We start from the raw sequence: 18,698 nt of genomic DNA on the forward strand, positions 1-18,698 counted from the left end.
GGGAGGGGTAATGGCCCCCATCAGGCCATGGCCTCCGGCATCCGGGCCCCGGCCCCGGAGCCTGCCGGCACCTGCCGCAGCAGGGACTGGTAGTGCTTCAGCCAGGACGTGTTCAGCGGGTCCAGCTTGAGGGCCTCCGCGTAGCGCTCCAGCGCGGCCGGGACGGCCCGTTGGACCTCCAACGCGTGCCCCTGGGTGAACAGGGCGCGGGCCTTGCGCTCCACCTCCGGCCGGGCGGCCAGGAAGGCGCTGCGCAGGGCCTCCATGGTGGGCTCCGGGACGCCCGCGGCGACGCAGCGGGCGAGGCCCCCCAGGTTGCCCCGGGTGGCGTCGTAGCCCACGCGGGAGAGCGGGTCGCCGAGCATCCGCTGCGCGGCCAGCACGCGCACGCGCAGGGCGTCCAGGGCCTGGCGCTGCGTGGTGGGCAGCGGGCGGTTCTGGAAGGTGACCAGGCGGCGCAGGGCGGCCTGGGCGCGGCGGTGGATGTCTCCGAAGTCGGCGTCGTGCTTCGCGCCCAGCAGGGCGTACGGGTCCCGGGCCACGGCCTCCGCGCGGGACAGCATGCGGGCCAGCTCCGCGTCGGGCGCGGGCTCCGCGTCCTCCATGAGGGCGCGGGAGAGCAGCCGGCCCAGGGCGGGGAACTCGTCGGAGAAGTGGACGAAGACGCCGGCGGGCACGTTCCAGGTGCGCGCCTCGTCGAAGGTGACGTGGCGGACGACGTCGCAGGCGCCCAGGGCCGTCTCGCCCCGGAAGGACACCTCCACCGTCAGCCGCGCGGCGAGCGGGGGCAGGTTGCCCTGGCACTCGGCGAAGAGGCCCTCGGGGGCGACGTCGCTCACGGAGACGGGCTGGAGGACCTCGCCCGGCGTCAGGCCCAGGCGCACGCGCAGGTCCGCGGGCGCGTCCGTGCGCGGCGCGGAGGCCTCCAGCGGAGGCACGGCGGCATTCACCAGCGGGATGGGCGCGGCGTCCTGCACGACGTCCACGAGCGGAATGGGCAGAGGCGACGGAATCACCGTGGGCGCCAGGGTCATGAACGGGATGGCCGCGGCGCCCAGCGTGGACGTGGGGTTCACCGCCGGCTGGGGCGTGACGTCCAGGGGCGAGGCCGGATCCACCAGCAGGATGGGCGCGGCGGACTGGAGCGGGTTCGCCTCGACGACGCCCAGCTTCATGGTCGCGGCCGGAGCGTGGGCCGCCGGCTGCACCAGGAGGACGGGAGCCCCGGAAGCGGCGGAGGCCGGGGAACCGGCCCCGGACGCGCCGGTCAAAGGCACCGTGGCGGAAGGAGGCTCCGGCTCAACCGGGCCCAGCAGCGCCACGGCCGAGGCCCAGAACGCGGCCACGTCCTCGCGCATGGCCACTTCAACGGCGCGGGCGTTGGACGGCGCGCCATCCGCCGCGCGCACCGCCGCATCCTCCATGGACGTGGCGGCCATGCCCCACTCCGGCACGTCCTCCACGATGTCGAAGTCGTCCGCGTCGTGCGCCGCGGAGGCCTCCAGCACGGCGCCCGGCTCGCCCGCGTCCGTCACCTCCACGTCGGACAGGTCCTCGGTCGCATCCGCCGGCGCGCTCCGCACCGGCGCCTTCATGCCCAGCGCCTCCGCGAGCGCGACGCGGAAGGCCCACGCGCTGTCGAACCGGTCCTCCGGCTTCGCGGCCAGCGCGCGCAGCAGCACGGTGGACAGCGCGGGCGGCACGCTCGCGTTGACGGCGTGAGGCGGAAACAGCGTCACGTCCGCGGAGCGCCCCAACCCGAACGGCAGCCGGCCCGTCACCAGCAGGTAGCCCGCCACGCCCATCGCGTGCAGGTCCGCGCGAGGGCTTCCACCCATCCCCGCGCACTGCTCGGGCGCCATGAACGTGGGCGAGCCCACCGTCACGCCCCGCGCGCGCTCCTCCTGTGACAGCGCCGCCTCCCGCACCGCGCCCGCGCCGAAGTCGCGCACCCGCACGCGCCGCTCACCCTTCGCGTCGCGCGTGACGAACATCGAGTCCAGCGTGAGGTCCCCGTGCACCACCCCTCGCGCGTGCGCCGCCTCCAGCCCCGCGAGCGCCTGCTCCAACACCTCGCCCACTTCCGCCGGCGACAGCGGCAGGGGCAGCGCGCTCAGCGACTCGCCCTCCGGCGCCTCCATCAGCACGCAGGGCAGGCCCTGGGGACCGGGGCGCACGTCCAGCACGCGCGCCACGTGGCGGTGCACGACGTTGCGCTGCGCCAGCGCCTCCGCGACGAACCGGGCGCGCACGGCGGGACGGGCCGCCAGGTGCGCGTGCAGCACCTTCACCGCGAAGCGGTGCCCCGTGGGCACGTACTCCGCCAGGTACACCGACGCCACCGCCCCCACTTCCAGCCGGCGCTTCAAGAGCAGCGGCCCGTGCCGCTGGCCTTCCAGCGAATCCCCCGGCACCCCAGGCCGTGCGCCGGGGCACGCCTCGTCGTTCCGGTGGTCGCCTACGCAGCGCTTGCAGCCCATCGCCATCCCCGCCTGTCGCCCCGGAAGTGGGGCGGACCCGGGGTGGGCTTGCAACCTCCGCGCCTCATGCCCGGGGGCCGCTTCCGTGCCCTCAACGACACTCCAACCGCCCGCAGGTGCCAGCGCCCCCCGCGAAACGCACGGGGCCCCCTGTAGAAACGACAGGGAGCCCCGGGAAGAAATGTGTGAGGGGAAACAGGAGGCGAAGTCGCCTCCGGGCCTACAGCAGCCGGGTGCGCTTCTTGGCCTTGAGCGCCTCGACGACCTTGCGGACGTCCTGGCTGCGGTCCTTGGGGACGACGAGCACGGCGTCACCGGAGTCCACCACCACCACGTCGTGCAGGCCCACGACGGACAGCGTGCGCTTGTCCGCGAGCACCACGCAGCCCGTGCAGTCCACCAGCACCGCGTCGCCGGAGACGACGTTGCCCTGCGCGTCCGCGGGGCGCACCTCCGGGATGGCGGCGAAGGAGCCCACGTCGGACCAGCCGAAGTCGCCGTCCAGCACCGCGATGTTCTCCGCCTTCTCCATCACGCCGTAGTCGATGGAGATGGAGGGCAGCTTGGGGAACACGCGCTTGAGCACGGCCGGGAAGGTGCGCTTGCCCGCGGCCTTCTGGAGCGCGTCCAAGCCCTTCTGCATCTCCGGCATGTGCTTCTGGAAGGCCTCCAGCATCACGTCCGCGCGGAAGACGAAGATGCCGCCGTTCCACAGGTAGTCGCCGCCGGCCACGTACTCCTGCGCCGTCTTGAGGTCGGGCTTCTCCCTGAACGCCTTCACGCGGCGGCCGCCGCCGTCCAGCGCGTCACCGACCTGGATGTAGCCGTAGCCCGTCTCCGGGCGCGCGGGCTTGATGCCCAGCGTGACGATGTGGCCACCCTCCGCGATGCGCGCCGCTTCCGCGAGCGTGCGCTGGAAGCCCTTCACGTCCGCGACGTGATGGTCCGACGGCAGCACCGCGAGCACGCCCTGGGGGTCGCGCGCGGCCACCTGGAGCGCGGCGAGCGCGATGGCGGGCGCGGTGTTGCGCGCCACGGGCTCCACCAGGAGGTTGCCCTTGGGCAGCCCCTTCACCAGCTTCGCGGCCGTCTTCGCGTGCACGGGGCCGCACACGATGAAGGTGTTCTTCACCGGGGCCAGCCCCTTGAGGCGCTGGGCGGTGTCGGTGAGCAGCGGCTGCTTGGAGGCCAGCGGGAGGAACTGCTTCGGACGGGCCTGGCGGGACAGCGGCCAGAAGCGGGTGCCGGAGCCTCCGGCCATGATGACGGGATAGAGGGCCATATGCGGGTGCGAGCTCCTAGGGGCACGCCGGGCCACCGCCTGGCGCGCACGGCGGCGCACCATAGCGCGTCGCGCCAGCGGAGGAAGGGGGCTGCTCGCCGCTCAGGCTGGCAGGACCGCGATGGCCTCCACCTCGAAGAGCATCCCGTCCAGTGCCAGCCGGGGGACGGGAATCAGCGTGCAGGTCGGCTTCATGCCGCCGTTCCAGGCCGCGTCCAGTTCCGGACCGATGATGCGCAGCTTCTCCTCCGTGTGGTCCACCACGAGCATCGTGAGCTTGGCGACGTCACCGACGCCCGCTCCCACGGACTCGAGGGCCGTCCGCACGTTCATGAACGCCTGCCTCACCTGGAGGCGGAAGTCGGGCTCGAGCGCGCCCGTCTCACGCTCTCCCCCCTGCCCCGCCAGGAAGACCAGCCGGGTGCCGGGCGCGACCTGCGCCACGTGGGAGAAGCCATAGGGCGCCGGGTCGAACAACCCCTTCGGATTCGTCAGCACCACGGTCGGCGTCTTCGAGGAGTCTGAGCTCTGTCCCATGATTCACCGTCTCCTGTCCGGCCCGACGAGGTGAAGGGCCGCGCACATCCTATGGAATCTGGACGCGGCCCGGCCGCCTGCCCCCCGAGGGATGGGGCGCGACAATGTGGGCAGAGTTTTGACCCGCCCCCGAAAAGCCAGTCTCATGCCCCGGCGTTGAGCCTCAAGCCCACATCCACCGGATGGACGCTGGCCTTCACCGTGCTCCTGGCGGTGGGAGTGTCCCTGGCGCCATTGCCGGAGAAGTTCCGCCCCCTCCCCAGCCTCCGTCAGGAAGGTTCGCTCGGGCCCAAGCTGGCGGCGCTCGTGCTGCCCGCGTCCCTGCGCGGCGTGAAGGCCCCGCGTCCGCCCGCGGACAGCATGGCGCCGGACGCTCCGCCCTCCGTGCTCGCGGAAGCGGACACCGCCGCCAGCGACACCGATCCGCAGGCGGGCCCACAGGTGGGCGAAGCGCCCGCCGTGCCCGGCATCGGCCTGGAGGAGCTGAGCGCCCCCACGCTGGCGACCGCCCGGGAGCTGGAGGCGCTGCGCGAGCGCATGGGCGCGAAGCACGTGGACATTGAACTCAACTGCCGTAAGACGCGCGCGGACGGCACGTGTGACGAGGACGGCCTCGCGCCGTTCATGAAGGCGCTGGGAGACTTGCGCTCGGACGCGCGGCGCACGCCGGTGCGGGTGGTGCACCTGGGCGATTCGCTCATCGCGTCCGACTACATCACGGACGTGGTGCGCGACCGGCTCCAGGAGCGCTTCGGTTCGGGCGGCCCCGGCTTCCTCTACATCCACCGGCTGGCGAGCGCCGGCCGCGCCACGCGCGCGGGCACCGCGAGCACCGACGGCTGGAAGATGGAGCGGCTGGTGGACACGCACTGGCCCAGGGACCGCGTGGGCTGGACGGGCGTGGCCTTCTCCACGAGCGGCCCCGCGCAGGGCACGCGCTACTCCGTGGAGGGCGCGCGCGAGGCGGAGCTGTTCTTCCTGGCCCAGCCGGCCAACGGCTCCGTGCAGGTGGCGGTGGACGGCAAGAACACGCAGCGCATCCAGACGCGCGCGTTCGGCCCCAAGGCGGAAGCGGCCTTCGCGCGGCTGAGGATTCCGGAGGGCGCGAAGACGCTGACGCTCACCGCGAGCGGCAAGACGGAGCTGCACGGCGTGTCCGTGGAGTCGGGCACGCCGGGCGTCGTCTACGACACGGTGGGCCTGTTGGGCGGCATGGCGGAGGTGTACCTGCGCGCGCAGCCCCAGGCGTTCCGCTCGCAGCTCAAGCACCGCAAGCCGTCGCTGGTGGTGTTGATGGTGGGCGGCAACGAGGCGTTCTTCCTCTCGCGCGAGCGCACCACGCTGGACGAGGTCCGCTCGCAGATGAAGGAGCTGGTGTCGCGCGTGCGCACGGCGGTGCCGGACGCGGCGTGCCTCGTCATGTCGCCCATCGACGCGGGCGTGCGCACGCTGAGCGGCGAGCTCATCACCCGCCGGCACTCGGCGGAGGTGGCGGAGGTGTTCCGCGAGGAGGCGCGCGCCGGTGGCTGCGCCTTCTACGACACGCTGGCGGCGATGGGCGGCGAGGGCTCCGCGCTCAAGTGGCTGGAGGCCGGCCTGATGCTGGAGGACCTGGTGCACCCGCGCGTGCGCGGCTCCAACCTCCTGGGCCACCTGTTCGACCTGGCGCTGCAGCGGGCCTTCGCGCGCACGCACCCGCCGCGCGTCCCGGGCACGGACACCACCGGCCTTCAGAACGCGACCCCGGCGCTGCGCCGCACGTTCGAATCGCTGGCCCGCCGCGAGTCCGGCGCGAAGCTGCGCGTGGGCATGGCGCAGCTGGGCGCGTCGCACACGGCGGCGCACTACTTCTCCGACAAGGTCCGCGACGCGCTGACGAAGCGCTTCGGCGACGCGGGCCGGGGCTTCATCGCGGCGGGCAAGCCGTCCTCCCGGCTGGAGGCGGCGCACGTGACGCGCACGCTGGACGGCGAGTGGGCGGTGGAGGACGCGAAGAGCGCGCCCGGAGGCAGCCCCGGAAACATCTCCGGAAGCATTTGGGGGCTCACCGGCATCCGCGCGGTGGGAGCGCCCGGCGCGAGCCTGGGCATCTCCTTCTGTGACGGCTGCGCGGAGGACAAGAACCGCCAGGGCCGGCTGGACCTGTACGCGCTGGACGCGCCCGGGGCCGCGGCGCCTGAAATCACGGTGGACGGCGAGGCGATTGCTCCTGAAGCGCCGCCGCCCGAGCCGCTGACGCAGCCCACGGTGCGCATCCGTTCGTTCCCGGTGACGGGCGTGGCGCACTCGGTCCAGGTGAAGGTCCCGGAGGGTGGCGGCAGCGCGACGGTGCTGGGCGCGTCGCTGGAGTACGACACGCCGGGGCTGGTGTACGACGCGCTGGGGTTGCCCGGCGCCACGGCCTTCACGGCGCGGGACATGGATGCGGCGGCGATGGACGCGCAGCTCACCGCGCGCCGGCCGGACCTGCTGGTGTTCTGGTACGGCACCAACGAGGCGGAGCTGCCGGAGCTGGACGCGAACGGGCTGCGCCAGGACTACGCGGCGCTGATTGCGCGCATGCGCAAGGCGACGGGCGCGGAGTGCCTGCTCATCGGCCCCACGGACCGGCTGGCGCAGGACGCGAACGGCCGGTGGGACGAGGCGCCGTCGCTCTCGAAGGTGCTGAACACGCTGCCGCAGGTGGCGAAGGACGCGGGGTGCGCGTACTGGTCCGCGCGCGCGGCGATGGGCGGTGAGCGGTCCATGCAGCGCTGGCAGCGGCGGCCGGTGCCGCTGGGCCACGCGGACGGCGTGCACCTGACGCCGCAGGGTTACGCGGTGCTGGCGAACGCGTTCGTGAAGGACCTGATGGCGGCGTACGAGTCCACGAAGAAGGGCGGCGAGCCGACGGCCTCCGCCGCGGGAGCGCCCTGAGCCGTGCTGTCCCACAGCCTCCAGTACGTCGTCTTCGTCATCCTGGTGTTCGCGCTCTACTGGGCGGTGCACCGGTACTACTGGCCGCGGATGCTGGTGCTGCTCGCGGCCAGCCTGCTGGTCTACGTGTCGTTCCTGCAGGTGTCGCTGACGGCGTTCGTGGGCGGGGTGCCGCCCGGCGAGCTGGTCGTGCGGCTGGTGCCGCTGTTCATCTTCCTGGCCGGCGTGACGGTGGACCACCTGCTGGTGAAGGGGATGGGGCGCACGGAGCGGCCCGGCGTGCGCAAGACGCTGGTGGTGCTGTCCATCGTCTCCAACCTGGGGCTGCTGGCGGGCTTCAAGTACCTGGAGCTGTTGCGCCGGACGGTGGCGTCGCTGTTGGGGCCCTGGGGCGTGGAGGTGCGGCCGGAGCCCTTCCACTTCCTGTTGCCGGTGGGCCTGTCGTTCTTCGTCTTCCAGTCCATCAGCTACACGGTGGACGTGTACCGGGGGAAGGCGAGCTCCGAGCACACGTTCGTGGAGCACCTGCTCTACATGCTGTTCTTCCCGCGCGTGCTGAGCGGCCCCATCGTCCGCGCGTCGGAGCTGATGGCGCACTTCCGGGAGGTGCCCACGCTGTCATCGGATGACGGGAACAAGGCGCTGTTCCGCATCGCGGTGGGGCTGGTGAAGAAGCTGGTCATCGCGGACGTGCTGGGCAGCGGCATCGTGGATCCGGTGTTCGGCAGTCCGCACGCGTACTCGTCCGCGGAGTGCGCGGTGGCGGCGGTCGCGTACACGCTGGAGCTGTACTACGACTTCTCGGGGTACTCGGACATCGCGATTGGGGTGGCGTCGCTGTTCGGGTTCAGGTTCCCGGAGAACTTCGCGCGGCCGTACCTGGCGAAGAACCTGTTCGAGTTCTGGAACCGCTGGCACATGAGCCTGTCGTCGTGGCTGCGGGACTACCTGTACATCCCGCTGGGCGGCAACCGCCGTTCGAAGCCGCGGGTGTGCTTCAACCTGATGATGGTGATGGTGCTGGGAGGCCTGTGGCACGGGGCGGACTGGCGCTTCGCGGTCTGGGGCGCGGTGCACGGCGTGGCGTTGTGCGCGGTGCGGTGCTGGTGGTGGTACCGGGGCAAGCAGCAGGAGCCCGGGCCGGTGCGGGTGGCGTTCGGGATGTTGGCCACGTTCACGCTGGTGGTGTTGACGCGCGTGGTGTTCCGCGCGCCGGACATGACGCACGCGGGTGAGTTCTACGCGCGGATGCTGGCGGGAATCCCGGGCCTGGCGAACGTGGGCCCGCTGGTGTGGAGCATGCTGGCCATCGCGATCATCGCGCACGCGGTGCCGATGAAGCTCTACGACATGACGGCGCTCGCCTTCCTCCGGCTGCCCGCGCCGGCAAGAGCAGTGGTCCTGGTGCTCCTGGGCCTGGGCATCCGCCAGTTGTCCACGCTGGAGACCCGGCCGTACGTGTACCTGCAGTTCTGAGTACGCTGCCGCCGGATGGGGCTCCTCCGGCGACAGCTTCTCTGGCTCGGCATCGCGTGCCTGGGCATCGCGTGCGCGGCGTCAGGAACTCGGCGATTTTATCTGGCGTCGGAGCTTCCGATGCAGGATGGCATTGATGGACTGACCATCGCGCCAGGCCCCTGGCCGGAGGTTCCCGCTGTCCTGACGCGTGCCGCGCTCGTGCCGGATGATCTGGTGATTCCAACGCTCCAGGCCCTGTTGGAGCTACCTGGAGCAGTTGATGCGTGCGACCCGAACACAGGGCGCCCACGTCCGGAGGCGTCGGAGTACTGCGTCGCCATCTATCGGACGCCCTCTGACTGGCGCGTCTCCTGGCCCGTGCGGAACACGGTGAAGTCGAGCGGTTCTTGCATGCCTCCCTTTGGAGGTGTCGACGATGCGGACCTCGGAAGGAACCTTCCGGTCTTTGGCTACGCGCACAACCACCCGTGCGCCTCCGCACTGAGCAATCAGGACCTGCGCACTTGGCCCATGGCGAAGTCGGAAGGCGCATGGGTGATGGTCGCCTATGGCACGACGCCAGATGGACGGCTCGTACGTGACGAGCAGGGACAAGCAATTCCCGCTTGGGGCTGGCTTGCCACGGGCCACCGCGATGAGCCCCGGTTCTACAAGTGGAACCAGGGGGGCGAGGTGTTCCGGTGGGATGTCGATAGGAAGCAGTGGAAGTTCAAGGCACGCTGCGAGCCCAGTCCACCCAGCATGCTCAGGCCTGAAGGCGTTCCCCCCAACTGCTCCGCGGCACTCCACCCCTAGAGGCCCATGGGCTACCCAGGTGCTCCATGTTGAAGGCTTCGCGCTCCATGTTGATTGCATCGCTGCTGGTGGAGACGGGGCTCCTCGGAACGCCTCTGTGCAACAGGCGGCCGGATCCAGGCCCGGTGGAGTCTCAAGCACAGGCGGCACTTCCAGATGCGGGCTCATCCGCGCCCATCCCTGATGCAGCCATTCCCTGGCCCAAACAAGACCTGACACCTCTCGCCACCCTGGAAGGCCCTGCCATCCAGGCCGCGAACGCAGCCCTGGGAGAAGCGCTGAAGCGATTTCCCAAGGAGTCCGCGGACAAGTGCGTCTTTTCCGCTCGGGCACTGGAAGTCGTCGTCGGACAGGAGGCGGGCTGGTACTTCGCCCGCGTCAACCGCCGTGTGGACAGATGCCCTGGCTTCGGCCCGGGTGTCACCGGCCTGGAGACGGACTGGTTCGAGCTGTACGCGATCTCTCCAGATGGAGACATCACGCGATACCCCTATCAGCCATGAGCCACGGGGTAGCTCGGAGATTTCGAGTTCGATCACTTCGATGGCAGGACCAGTCCGCGAACCACCCACCCCTCCGTTCTGAAGAAGCGAGACGAAGAGGAGCATGTGATGCGGCTTCAGTACTGGGACTTCCACCATGCCTCGGCGGGACGCGCTGTCCCGCCGAGTCTACCCGACCGCTTCAGTTCACCTGGAGGGTGAACAGGGTGATCCGGTCGTCCGGGGTCAGGCCCACGCGGTAGCGCCAGGTCGCGGCGCCGAACTGCACCAGGTACGTGTAGATGCGGTCGTCGCCTTTCGTCTCACGCTTCGCCAGCACCAGCGGCCCCGCGGGGCCCAGCCTCTGCAGGATGGACTGGAAGAGCGGGCCGGCCTCCGCCACGTACCAGTCCGGCACGTAGGCGAACATGGACGGCTCCCACGCGCCCTGCCGCGTCTTCTCCAGCAGCGCCGCGAGCTGCGCCGTCACCTCCGGCTCCAGGTCCGGAATGGGCGCCAGCGGCGGCACCGCGAGCGCCGGATTCACGATGGCCGCGATGCCCTCCACGAACAGCGTCGGGTTCGCGCGGTCCAGGTTCGCCAGCACCACGATGGACAGCTCATCCCCCAGGAAGCGCGAATAGGCCGTCCGGAACCCCTGCCACGCCCCCGTGTGCTGGTGCAGCGGCTGGCCGTTGCGCTCCAGCACCTCCCACCCGAAGCCGTACGGATACGTGGCGCCGCTGTTCAACTTCACCGGCGACAACACCTCCCGCCAGCTGCCCCGCGTCAGGATGGCGCGCTTCTCCACCGCCTCCTCCCAGGCCAGCACGTCCTTCAGCGAGAAGTAGAGCGACCCGTCCCCCGTCGTGTTCAACGACTGCGACACCCATCCCTGGTTCTTCACCACGCCACCCACCAATTGGTAGCCCGCCGCGCGGTTCGGGATGACGTCCGCCTCGCTGATGCCGCGCGCCGTCTTCATGCCCGCGGGCTTGAAGACCTGCTGCCCCAGGACCTCCTGATACGTCATGCCCGCGACGCGGTTCACCAGGATGCCCAGCAGCACGTAGCCGGAGTTGCTGTAGCTCCACCGCAGCCCCGCCGGGAACTCCAGCGGCAGCTGATAGATGAACTCCGCGAACTCCTGCTCCGAGTAGTCCTTGCGCTCGTCGAGCAGCCCCTCCAGGTCCCGGATGCCGGACGTGTGCGCCAGCAGGTGGCGCACCGTGATGGGCTTCCACGTCGCGGGCGCATCCGGGAAGTACTTCGTCACGCTGTCGGACAGCGACACGCGCCCTGCCTCCACCTGGAGCATCAGCGCCGTCGCCGTGAACATCTTCCCCAGCGAACCTGACTGGAAGAGCGTGTCCGTCCCCACCGGGACCTGGTGCTCCAGGTTCGCGGAGCCGTACCCCTTCGCCAGCACGACCCGGCCGTGGCTCACCACCCCCACGGCGAGCCCCGGCACTCCCAGCCGCTTCTGCTCCGCGCGCACGAACGCGTCGATGCGCTCGCGGAGCTCATGCTCCCGGCGCGAGTCATGGGCCTGGACGGGACGGGCTACCAACAGGCCCATCAGGAAGACGACAGCCAACGTGAGCGACAGCAGGGATTGGCGCATGGGGAGTTCCAACATCCGGCCCGTCATGGGCCGGACGTGGCATCCCTTCAGGAGTCCCCGTCCGCGTGAACGATGCACGGCCACGCCCCCGGCTCGCCGCGATATGAACAGCGTGTGATGCGCCGCGCACCGCCAGTGGATCCACCTCCGCCTCCGTTCCGCTTCCGCCGGCGACTGCTGGCGGTGATGCTGCTCGCGGGCCTCATCCCGCTGGCGTTGCTGGGGGCACTCGCCCAGGGCGTGCTGGAGCGCGTGCTCTCCATCTCCATCGCTCCCGTGGAGGACGTGCTCGACGGCGTGTCCGACGAACTGACCCGCCGTGGGCTGCCTCCGGATGCGCTCGACGAGGCCCGGCTGAACCTGGCGCAGGCGGAGCTGGCGCGGCGGGCCCTGGTGCGCCGCGTGCCCGTGTTCATCGTGGGCGTGGGCGCCATCGCCGCCGTCGTGCTGGCCGTGTCCGCGGTGCTCCTGGGCCGCGTCCTCACGCGCCCCATGGCCACGCTCCTGGAAGGCATGCGGGCCTACTCGCGCGGAGACCTGTCGGTCCGCCTGCCCGTCCCCGAACCCGCGCGAGACGAGCTCCAGTTCCTCCTGGGCCAGTTCAACCGCATGGGCCAGGAGCTGCTGGGCCAGCGCGAACGCCTCAAGGCCGCCGAGCAGATCGCCGCGTGGCAGGACGTGGCGCGGGCGCTCGCCCACGAGCTGAAGAACCCGCTGACCGCAATGAGGCTCTCGCTCGCGCGTCTGTCCCCGCGGGATGCCGACGCCCCGCCAGACCCGACGCGCCTCGCCGAAGCAGTGGCGCTCCTCCAGGAGGAGGTGGACCTGCTCATGCGCATGACCCAGAGCTTCTCCACCTTCGCGCGCCTGCCGGCCCCGCGCTTCCAGGACGTGGCGCTGCGTCCCCTGCTCGCGGAGGTGTGCGCGCTGTACGCGGGCAGCTCCCCGGTGCCCGTGGTGCTGGACCCCGGCGAGGAGCTGTCACTGCGCGCCGACCCCGACGGCCTGCGCCGCCTCTTCGGCAACCTGGTGAAGAACGCCACCGAGGCCTCCCCACCCGGCGCCTCGCCCGTCCACGTGGCGCTGCGCGAAGCGGAGGACGGCCGGGTGCACGTCACCGTGAGCGACGGCGGCAGCGGCGTCCCGGAAGTGCTGGAAGGCCCCGTCCTCACCCGGGGGCTGTTCAGCACCAAGCCCGGAGGCAGCGGGCTGGGCCTGCCCATCGCGCAGAAGATCGCCCACGAGCACGGCGGCAGCCTGCGACTGGAGCCGGGCCCCCAGGGCGGCACGCGGGCCCAGGTGGTGCTGCCACGAGTCCCCTCCTCCGACGTCTCCCAGGTGGCCGCATGAAGCCCGGAGCCCGCATCCTCATCGTCGACGACGACCCCGGTGTCCTCCGGGCCGTGCGTGGACTGCTGCAAGACGGAGGCTTCTCCCCCGTGGAGGCCCGCTCCACGGCGGAGGCCCAGCGCCTGCTCGAAGCGCCGGAGGCACCGCCCGCGCTGATGCTGCTGGACCTGCGCATGCCGGGCGAGACGGGACTGGAGCTGCTGGCGCGCCTGCCGAAGCCGCTGCCCGTGCCGGTGGTGGTCCTGTCCGGCGAGGCGTCCCCTTCCGAAGCGGTGCAGGCCTTGAAGCTGGGGGCCACGGACTTCGTGGAGAAGCCCCCGTCCGCCGAGCGGCTCCTCACGGCGCTGCACAACGCGCTGGCCCTGGGGGCACTGCGCGAGGAGCGGGAGCGGCTGCTGGACGCGCTGGCCCAGCCGGGACACCTGGTGGGCGAAAGCCCGGCCATGGAGTCCCTGCGCCAGCTCATCGCGCGCGTGGGCCCCAGCGACACGGCGGTGCTCATCACCGGCGAGACAGGCACCGGCAAGGAGCGCGTGGCGCAGGCGCTGCACAAGGCCTCCGGGCGCAAGGGGCGGCTGGTGGCGGTCAACTGCGCGGCCATTCCCTCGACGCTGCTGGAGAGCGAGCTGTTCGGCCACGAGCGAGGCGCCTTCTCCGGCGCGGTCGCGCGGCGAGCGGGCCGCTTCGAGCAGGCACAGGGCGGCACGCTGTTCCTGGACGAGCTGGGGGACATGCCGCTGGAGCTCCAGGCCAAGCTGCTGCGCGTGCTGGAGACGCGTCAGGTGGAGCGGCTGGGCGGCACGCTGCCGGTGTCCGTGGACGTGCGCATCCTGGCGGCCACACACCAGGACCTGGGCCGCGCGGTGAAGGAGGGCCGCTTCCGGCAGGACCTCTTCTTCCGGCTCAACGTGCTGCCGCTGCACCTGCCCCCGCTGCGCGAGCGCCCCGAGGACCTGCTGCCCCTCGCGCGAGTCTTCGCCGCGGAGCTCGCGGGGCCGCGCACGCCGCTCGTGCTCGCGCCGGGAGCAGAGGCCGCGCTCCGCGCCTATCCATGGCCCGGCAACGTGCGCGAGCTGCGCAACGTCATCGAACGGCTGAACCTGCTCCGGGGCGATGGCCCCCTGGAGCTGGGCCCGGACGCGGTGGCGGCACCGACGGGCACCGCGCCCGCACCGCGCCGGGCGTTCGGAGACAAGAGCTACCGAGAGCACGTGGAGGACTTCGAGCGGGACCTCATCCGCGCCGCGCTCCGGGAAGGCGAGAGCATCGCCGGGGCCGCGCGCCTCCTCCAGGTGGACCGGGGCAACCTCTACCGGCGCATCAAGGCCCTGGGCCTTCCCATCGATTCCTGACCGCGAACCGGGGCCGGGTGATGTCACGGCCACAACCGCCCGATACATCCGGATGTGTCCGTGACATCCGCCCGCCTGCTCGCCCCTCGTCGTTCCGGGCACTTGCCGTGAGCCCCCGCCTGGAACGGCCCATGCTCCTGCCGCCTCTCATGAACCGTCTCGCACTGGCGCTCTGCTTCGTCTCGTTCACGGCCCTGGCCCAGCCTCCACAGGATGCCGGCACCTCCGACGCTCCTGCCGTCATCAACTCGCTTCCGCCTCCATCGGATGGGGGCAGCGCTCCCCCTGAAGACACGGCCGCATCGGGCGATCCCGACTACCCGACGTGCCCGGAGGGCTTCAGCGAGGAGGCGGGAGCGCCCGCGGACTCCACGGTCCTCGGGGCCATGCAGGTGGAGGTCGCTGGCCAGGGGCTCACGCCCACGGGCCTGGAGCTTCGCGGACTCCAGCGGCTCACGGATCCGCAGGTCCGCAAGCTCGTGGGCGCACCGCCCTCGGACTCCTCACGCGCCCTGACGGGCAACGAGGTGCAGGCCCTGATGCAGCGCCTGGCACGTACGGGCCTCTTCGCCCGCGTGGAGCCCCGCGTTCGCGTCAGTGAACAGGGACCGGCGGTGCTCGAAGTGACCCTGGAGGAGAACCCCACGCTCACGTCGGTGGAGTTCGTGGGCCTTCAGGACCTGCGTCCCGATGACCTGTGGGATGCGCTGTTCAAGCTGCCCTCCCGCTTCCCCGAGAACAACGACACGCAGGAAGAGGTCGCGACGCTGCGACTGCACAAGCGCCATGGGACGCTGCGGGTCGTCAGCGAGTGCCCCACGCCGCGTCCGCCCCGGCCCTGGCTGGCACGAAGGGAGGACGGGAAGTTCCAGCCCGGCATCATGCTGGGCGGCCTGGACGCCGCGCTCGAGCGCATCCTCCAGACCCTCCGCGAGGACGAGGGCTACCTGCTGGCCACGGTGAGCGCGACGCTGTCCCCCGAAGGACGGCTGGTCGTGACCGTGGACGAAGGCCGGCTGGAGTCCGTGGAGGTGCGGGGCGTGGACGAGGCGATGGCGGCTCGCGTGCGGGAGGCCCTGAACCTGGAGCCCGGCAGCGTCTTCCTCCGCAGTGACGCGCGTCGCGCCATCGAGCGCATGGAGTCGCGACTGCCGTTCCTCCAGGAGGAGGACAGCGAGGCCCCCCGCGAGGAGCGCATGACCGTGCGCATCGTCGAGGAGCGTGAGGCCGACGGCACGCGTCGCTACAGCACCCGCGAGGAAGCGCCTCGCAAGCCGCCGCGCCACGAGCGCGTGGAGTTCGAGGTGGGCTGGGGCCGGCTGTTCAACGACGACGATGATGAGAGCAGGGACGACCTCACGCTGGAGGGCAAGCGGCTCATCGTGCACGTGCGCCCCCGTCCTCCGGACCTGGACGTGGACCTGCTGCCCGTGCACACGCAGGTGACGGGCTTCGCCCCGGGGCTCAAGGCGAACCTGCGCATCTGGGACTCAAAGGACCGGGTGCACACGACGCTGGATGCGGCCTTCTTCATCCCCCTGCGGCTGGGCGGTCAGCGTCTGCCGGATGATCCGGAGGGCACGCGCCAGCAGCGCCGCGTCAACCTGCTGGGTGGCGCCAAGGTGCAGCTGCCGGCGCTGGGACTCGAGGAGCTGGGCGCGCAGGTGCATGACTTCATCGACACGCTGGACCGCTGGCGGCTGGGGGACTTCGACTCGTACTTCTATTCGTTCCTCATCAACCGGCCGGACCGGGACTACTTCCGCCGTGAGGGCTTCACGGCCTTCGCCACCTGGCGCTGGCAGCGGTCGTGGCTCGCGGGCGTGGAGGTGCGCGGTGACACGGTCAGCTCGCTCCAGTCCTTCACCCCGCCGCTCAGCCTCTTCCGCAACGACCACCCGCCCTTCCCGAACGCGCCCGTGAACGAGGGCCGCTTCCGCTCGGCGGTGGTGCGGCTGGAGTACAGCGGCGCGGCGGAGCGCGGCACGCGCGTGGGCTCCCTCTTCCGCACGCCGGAGACGACCCTCTTCGAGCGCCACGAAGGCTGGAAGCGCGAACCCACGCTGCGCGGCTTCGTGACGATGGAGGTGGGCGAGGGGCCGGGAGCGGACGGCGCGGATGCGCGCTTCTGGAAGCTGGTGGGCGACGTCGCCATGGACCTGCCGGTCAACTGGCACACGGGCCTGAGCCTGCGCCTGCGGGCCGCGACGGGCCATGACCTGCCGCTCCAGAAGCAGGAGGCGCTGGGCGGCTGGAGCGCGCTGCGAGGCTTCGGCTTCAAGGAACTCCGGGGCGGCGACAGCTCGGTGCTGGCGAGCGCCGAGTACCGCTGGCACGGCCTGGGCATCTTCGCGGACCTGGGGTCGGTGCACGCGGCGTCGGCGTGGTCGGACGCGAAGCTGGGCCTGGGCGGCAGCTTCCACTTCGGTGACGACGTGCGCTTCGAAGCCGCCTGGCGCATCGACGACAAGGCCCGGCTCACGCCCGAGGCGCGTCTGCTGTTCAACCGGACCTTCTGAGCCATGGGAAGGCACGGAACACAGAGCAGGCGTGGCGCGGCGCTCGTCGTCGCGACGGGCCTGCTCGCCTCCGGGGCGCGGGCGGAAGAGGCGTCCGCCGCCTGCACCGCGACGCTCTCCGGAAGGCGCGTGACGGTCCGGCCGGAGGCACGCGCCTTCATCTCCCCGGAGCTGGACCGGCTGGTACGGCTGGGCCTCGCGGGGAAGCTGGAGGTGGAGCTGACGCTCTGGCGCCGCCGAGACTTCTGGTTCGACGCGCACGTGGACAGCGCGCGGCTGACCCAGGTGCTCGCGTTCACCCGCGCGGGCTACCTGCTGGACGGAAGGGAGCTGCCAGGAGGCGTGGGCACGCTGGAGCTGGAGCGCGTGGCCTGGACGCTGGAGGCGCGGCCCGGCACGGATGAACACTTCGTCGTCCAGGTGGAGGTGCGGCTGCAGGTCGTGACCGCCGCGAGCCTGGGCCGCATGGCGCGCTGGCTCACCCAGACAGAGTCCTCGTCCTCCGGCACGCCTGTCCTGGGAAGCCTCCTGCGCTCCGTGGCGGAGGACCTGGCACGAAAGGCCTCCGCCCGCTGCGACGTGAGCCGCCAGCCCTGAGCGGGATGCACCTGTCCCCGCCGACTTGCTTTGCTGTACCGTCGCACGCGTAGACATGCGCCCATCAAGCAAGCGGAGCTGAGGAGGAAGCCATGGCCTCGCGAACCAAGACTGGGCGCCCCTCGCGCACGAACACGAAGCCCACGAAGAAGGCTCAAGCGAACGTGCCTGCCTCACTCACCCGCGCACCGTCGGGCTACGCCGCATGGCTCTCCGAGGTGAAGGCGCGCATCCACGCCGCGCAACAGCGCGCGATCCTGGCGGTGAACCGCGAGCTCCTCGCGCTCTACTGGCGGATCGGCCGTGACATCCTCGTGCGGCAGCGGCGGGCCGGCTGGGGCGCGGGCATCGTAGAGCGCGTCTCCGTGGACTTGCGCGCTGCCTTCCCCCAGATGCAGGGCTTCTCCCGTGCGAACCTGATGTACATGCGAGCCTTCGCGGAGGCCTGGCCGGACGAGGCCACAATTGTCCAACAGCCTGTTGGACAATTGCCCTGGGGCCACAACCTCGTACTGCTCACCCGGCTCAAGACGGCGCAGGCACGCCTCGACTACGCGGCGCGCGCCGCCGAGCATGGCTGGTCGCGTGCCGTCCTCTCACTGCACATCGAGCAGCGCACCCTCGAGCGCGAGGGCAAGGCCGTCACCAACTTCGCGGAACGGCTGCCCGAGCCAAGGTCGGACCTGGCACGAGAGAGCCTGAAAGACCCGTACCGCTTCGACTTCCTCACGCTCGGAGCCGAGGCAGGTGAGCGGGAGCTGGAGGACGCCCTCGTCACGCACATCTCGCGTTTCCTGATCGAGCTTGGCGCCGGCTTCGCGTACGTCGGCCGACAGGTCCATCTCGAGGTCGATGGCCGGGACTTCTATCTCGACCTGCTCTTCTACCACCTGAAACTCCGCTGCTACGTCGTCGTCGAGCTCAAGGCGGGCGAGTTCGAACCCGAGCACGCGGGCAAGCTCAACTTCTATCTGAGCGCGGTCGACGCGAGGATGCGCGGCGAGCACGACGGACCGACCATCGGCCTTCTCCTCTGCAAGACCAAGAGCCGCGTCATCGCCGAGTACGCGCTGCGTGACACGAACAAGCCGATGGGCGTCGCCGAGTACCAGCTCGTGCAAGCGCTGCCGGTGCGGCTCGAGACCAGCCTCCCCAGCATCAAGCAGCTCGAGTCCGAGCTTGGGGAGTCACCGGCTCCCGGGACTCGCCACAGGGTGCGAGGAAGGCCATCACCTGCATCTGCATCAAAGAAGGCGTCGCGCGAGTGACAGGTGCCCGCGCTCAA

12 protein-coding genes are annotated in these 18,698 nt (G+C 71.2%); 8 read left to right on the top strand and 4 right to left on the bottom strand.

Going from position 1 to position 18,698, the window contains the following annotated elements:
* Positions 1-20: 20 nt before the first annotated feature.
* From NR792_RS22305 to NR792_RS22315, 3 genes are all read right to left on the bottom strand, one after another.
* Complete coding sequence (locus tag NR792_RS22305; protein ID WP_375754698.1) at positions 21-2,486, bottom strand: protein kinase; 2,466 nt, start codon at positions 2,484-2,486, stop codon at positions 21-23.
* 214 nt (positions 2,487-2,700) lie between these two features.
* Positions 2,701-3,762, bottom strand: coding sequence for a mannose-1-phosphate guanylyltransferase (locus NR792_RS22310; RefSeq protein WP_375754699.1), 1,062 nt, complete (start codon positions 3,760-3,762; stop codon positions 2,701-2,703).
* A gap of 102 nt (positions 3,763-3,864) precedes the next feature.
* Positions 3,865-4,299 carry a RidA family protein gene (locus NR792_RS22315; RefSeq protein ID WP_375754700.1) on the bottom strand — a complete coding sequence of 145 codons (435 nt, stop codon included), beginning with the start codon at positions 4,297-4,299 and terminating at the stop codon, positions 3,865-3,867.
* Between the two features lie 51 nt (positions 4,300-4,350).
* Between NR792_RS22315 and NR792_RS22320 the strand changes: the two genes are divergently transcribed.
* The 3 genes from NR792_RS22320 (at position 4,351) to NR792_RS22330 (ending at position 9,992) form a co-directional block, all read left to right on the top strand.
* Positions 4,351-7,215, top strand: coding sequence for a GDSL-type esterase/lipase family protein (locus NR792_RS22320; protein ID WP_375754701.1), 2,865 nt, complete (start codon positions 4,351-4,353; stop codon positions 7,213-7,215).
* 3 nt (positions 7,216-7,218) lie between these two features.
* Positions 7,219-8,691: an MBOAT family O-acyltransferase gene (locus NR792_RS22325; protein WP_375754702.1), complete on the top strand. Its 1,473-nt coding sequence runs from the start codon at positions 7,219-7,221 to the stop codon at positions 8,689-8,691.
* Between the two features lie 845 nt (positions 8,692-9,536).
* Positions 9,537-9,992, top strand: coding sequence for a hypothetical protein (locus tag NR792_RS22330; RefSeq protein ID WP_375754703.1), 456 nt, complete (start codon positions 9,537-9,539; stop codon positions 9,990-9,992).
* 181 nt (positions 9,993-10,173) lie between these two features.
* Here NR792_RS22330 and NR792_RS22335 read toward each other — a convergent pair whose 3' ends face one another.
* Positions 10,174-11,595: a serine hydrolase domain-containing protein gene (locus NR792_RS22335; RefSeq protein WP_375754704.1), complete on the bottom strand. Its 1,422-nt coding sequence runs from the start codon at positions 11,593-11,595 to the stop codon at positions 10,174-10,176.
* Between the two features lie 117 nt (positions 11,596-11,712).
* Here NR792_RS22335 and NR792_RS22340 point away from each other — a divergent pair, with 117 nt between their 5' ends.
* The 5 genes from NR792_RS22340 to NR792_RS22360 all read left to right on the top strand — a co-directional run bounded on the left by NR792_RS22340 (position 11,713) and on the right by NR792_RS22360 (position 18,681).
* Positions 11,713-12,945: an ATP-binding protein gene (locus NR792_RS22340; RefSeq protein WP_375754705.1), complete on the top strand. Its 1,233-nt coding sequence runs from the start codon at positions 11,713-11,715 to the stop codon at positions 12,943-12,945.
* Positions 12,942-14,297 (top strand): sigma-54-dependent transcriptional regulator, encoded by a 1,356-nt coding sequence (locus NR792_RS22345; RefSeq protein ID WP_375754706.1) that lies wholly within the window; start codon positions 12,942-12,944, stop codon positions 14,295-14,297. The genes NR792_RS22340 and NR792_RS22345 overlap by 4 nt, the downstream gene beginning before the upstream one ends.
* A gap of 149 nt (positions 14,298-14,446) precedes the next feature.
* Positions 14,447-16,816: a hypothetical protein gene (locus NR792_RS22350; RefSeq protein WP_375754707.1), complete on the top strand. Its 2,370-nt coding sequence runs from the start codon at positions 14,447-14,449 to the stop codon at positions 16,814-16,816.
* A 3-nt stretch (positions 16,817-16,819) separates the two neighbouring features.
* The gene (locus NR792_RS22355) at positions 16,820-17,413 is read left to right on the top strand and encodes a hypothetical protein (protein WP_375754708.1); all 594 of its coding nucleotides are present in this window, start codon (positions 16,820-16,822) and stop codon (positions 17,411-17,413) included.
* Positions 17,414-17,505: 92 nt separating this feature from the next.
* The gene (locus NR792_RS22360; RefSeq protein WP_375754709.1) at positions 17,506-18,681 is read left to right on the top strand and encodes a YhcG family protein; all 1,176 of its coding nucleotides are present in this window, start codon (positions 17,506-17,508) and stop codon (positions 18,679-18,681) included.
* Positions 18,682-18,698: the final 17 nt, after the last annotated feature.

Source organism: Corallococcus exercitus (genome assembly GCF_042231735.1).
GTDB classification, from domain to species: Bacteria; Myxococcota; Myxococcia; order Myxococcales; family Myxococcaceae; genus Corallococcus; species Corallococcus exercitus_B.